Below are 2,994 nucleotides of genomic sequence, written 5' to 3' on the forward strand. Positions count from 1 at the left end.
GTCTCGCGCAGCGCCGCCAGTCGGGCGAAGAGCCGGTCGAGTTCCGCCTGCGTCGCCGTCACCGTCGCCGCCTCGGCGTCGGACTGCCTCTGGGACTCGGCCGCTGTGGTCTCGGCCTCCGCTGCGCGCCGCGCCGCCTCCGCCCGTGCCAGTTCGGCTTGCGCGCGGAGGGACTCGGCGACGTCGGCGGTGCTCCGCGCCTCGCCCGCGGTGCGGACGGTGACGGTTGTCACGCGATCGAGGATGCCGAGGCGCTCCAGCAGCGAGTCCGGATCAGCCGCGGTCAACAGCTGCGCGACGAGGGGACCCCCTGAGGTCGTGCGGTACAGCCGGGCGACGCTGGCTCCCGCGCGGGCGCTCGCCTCGGTGCGAGCGGCGTCGGCCGCGTCGCTCTGCGCGGTGAGCGCGGTGGCGCGCGCCGCCGTGAGCTCGGCGGTCTGGCGGGCCCGCTCGGCCGCGGCCGAGGCGTCGAGGGCGCGACGCGAGGCGGCGGAGGCCGCGGTCTCGGCGGCATCCAGTGCCTGCTGAACCTCACGGACGGCGGCATCGTCGTCGCCGGCCGCGGCGACGCGGACCGGCGCGGCCGCCGCACCGGTCACCGGCGTGATCACGAGGACCGCGCTGATCAGCGCGCACGCGAGAAGCGTGTGACGCGTGAGACGGCTGAGGCCCATGAGGCAAAGGTACGGCACGCCCTTGGGACGAACCAGCCGAGCAACCCCCGCCCTGATAGGCTTTCGCAGGGTGCCGCCATGGCATCCGCTCAACTCAAGATGAGCTCACGGAGCAGGCCGGCAGACGCTGGTCCCCTGTGGTGGACTCCCCGTCGTGACGCCGGGTGGTCGTCTACTGGTGGCCAGTCGCCGGGATTTCCGGGTCGATGCGTCGACGCGCCCTTTCTGCCTGTTCCTGCTCCTTCGCATGTCAGCTCGTCGCCCACACGGGGCGGCGAGCCTAAACAAAGAAGGAGGGACCTCTTGGAAGGTCCAGAAATCACCGCCGCTGAAGCCGTTCTCGACAACGGCCGTTTCGGCACCCGTACCGTCCGCTTCGAAACCGGTCGTCTCGCGCAGCAGGCGCAGGGCGCCGTCGCGGCGTACCTCGACGAAGAGACCATGCTTCTCTCGGCCACCAGCGCCGGCAAGCACCCGCGTGAAGGCTTCGACTTCTTCCCGCTGACCGTCGACGTCGAAGAGCGCTCGTACGCCGCGGGCAAGATCCCCGGCTCGTTCTTCCGTCGCGAGGGCCGCCCCTCGACCGAGGCCATCCTCGTGTGCCGTCTCATCGACCGCCCGCTGCGCCCGTCGTTCGTCGACGGCCTCCGCAACGAGGTGCAGATCGTCGTGACCGTGCTCTCGATCGCTCCGGGCGAGTTCTACGACGCCCTCGCCATCAACGCCGCCTCGCTGTCGACCCAGATCTCGGGTCTGCCGTTCTCGGGCCCCATCGCCGGTGTGCGCCTCGCGCTCATCCCCGGCCAGGGCGAGCACGCCGACCAGTGGGTCGCGTTCCCGACCGTCACCCAGCTCGAGGACGCCGTCTTCGACCTGATCGTCGCGGGCCGCGTGCTCGACGACGGCGACGTCGCCATCATGATGGTGGAGGCCGAGGCGACCGAAGGTAGCTGGAACCTCATCAAGGGCGGCGCCACCAAGCCGAACGAGCAGGTCGTGGCCGAGGGCCTCGAGGCCGCCAAGCCGTTCCTCCGCCAGCTGGTCGACGCGCAGAACGAGGTCGCCCGCACGGCGGCCAAGGAGATCCAGTCGTTCCCCGTCTTCCCGGCCTACAGCCAGGAGACCTACGACTTCGTCGCCGGTCGCGCCTACGACCGCCTGGTGCCGGTGTACCAGATCGCCGACAAGCAGGACCGCCAGAACGCCGACGACGAGGTCAAGACCTCCGTCAAGGAGCAGCTCCTCGCCGCCGTCGAGTCGGGGGAACTGCCCGCCGTCGCGACGCTCGAGTTCAACGCTGCGTACAAGTCGGTCACGAAGACCATCGTTCGCGGTCGCATCCTCGCCGAGGGCGTCCGCATGGACGGCCGTGGTCTGGCCGACATCCGCCCGCTCGACGCCGAGGTGCAGGTCATCCCGCGCGTCCACGGCTCGGCGATCTTCCAGCGCGGTGAGACGCAGATCCTCGGCGTCACCACGCTGAACATGCTCAAGATGGAGCAGCAGATCGACTCGCTGTCGCCCATCACGAGCAAGCGCTACCTGCACCACTACAACTTCCCGCCGTACTCGACCGGTGAGACCGGTCGTGTGGGCAGCCCCAAGCGTCGCGAGATCGGACACGGCTTCCTCGCCGAGCGCGCCCTCGTGCCGGTGCTGCCCAGCCGCGAGGAGTTCCCGTACGCCATCCGTCAGGTCTCCGAGGCCCTCGGGTCCAACGGCTCGACCTCGATGGGTTCCGTCTGCGCCTCGACCCTGTCGCTGCTGAACGCGGGTGTGCCGCTGCGCGCCCCCGTCGCCGGTATCGCCATGGGCCTGGTCACCGACGAGGTCGACGGCCAGACGCGCTACGCCGCGCTGACCGACATCCTCGGCGCCGAAGACGCCCTCGGTGACATGGACTTCAAGGTCGCCGGCACGAGCGAGTTCATCACCGCGATCCAGCTCGACACCAAGCTCGACGGCATCCCGTCGTCGGTCCTGGCGGCGGCGCTCACCCAGGCGAAGGAGGCTCGTCTGACGATCCTCAACGTCCTGAACTCCGCGATCGACGCTCCCGACGAGATGGCGCCCACCGCGCCGCGCGTCATCAGCGTGCAGATCCCGGTCGACAAGATCGGTGAGCTCATCGGGCCCAAGGGCAAGACGATCAACTCGATCCAGGACGAGACCGGCGCACAGATCTCGATCGAGGACGACGGCACCGTCTACATCGGCGCGACCGACGGCCCCTCGGCCGAGGCCGCTCGCGCCCAGGTCAACGCGATCGCCAACCCCACCAACCCCGAGGTCGGCGAGCAGTTCCTCGGCACGGTCGTGA

The 2,994-nt window shown here is 70.1% G+C and carries 1 protein-coding gene and 1 pseudogene; one reads left to right on the plus strand and one right to left on the minus strand.

All coding sequences use genetic code 11. The features are described from left to right. Nucleotides 1-674, minus strand: a pseudogene (locus tag LQV45_RS23365) (hypothetical protein); the annotation flags it as partial. A gap of 303 nt (nucleotides 675-977) precedes the next feature. Here LQV45_RS23365 and LQV45_RS23370 point away from each other — a divergent pair. Then, the coding region (locus LQV45_RS23370) for a polyribonucleotide nucleotidyltransferase (RefSeq protein ID WP_230009038.1) at nucleotides 978-2,994 on the plus strand (2,017 nt) is incomplete at its 3' end.

This window comes from Microbacterium sp. Bi128 (assembly GCF_918698205.1).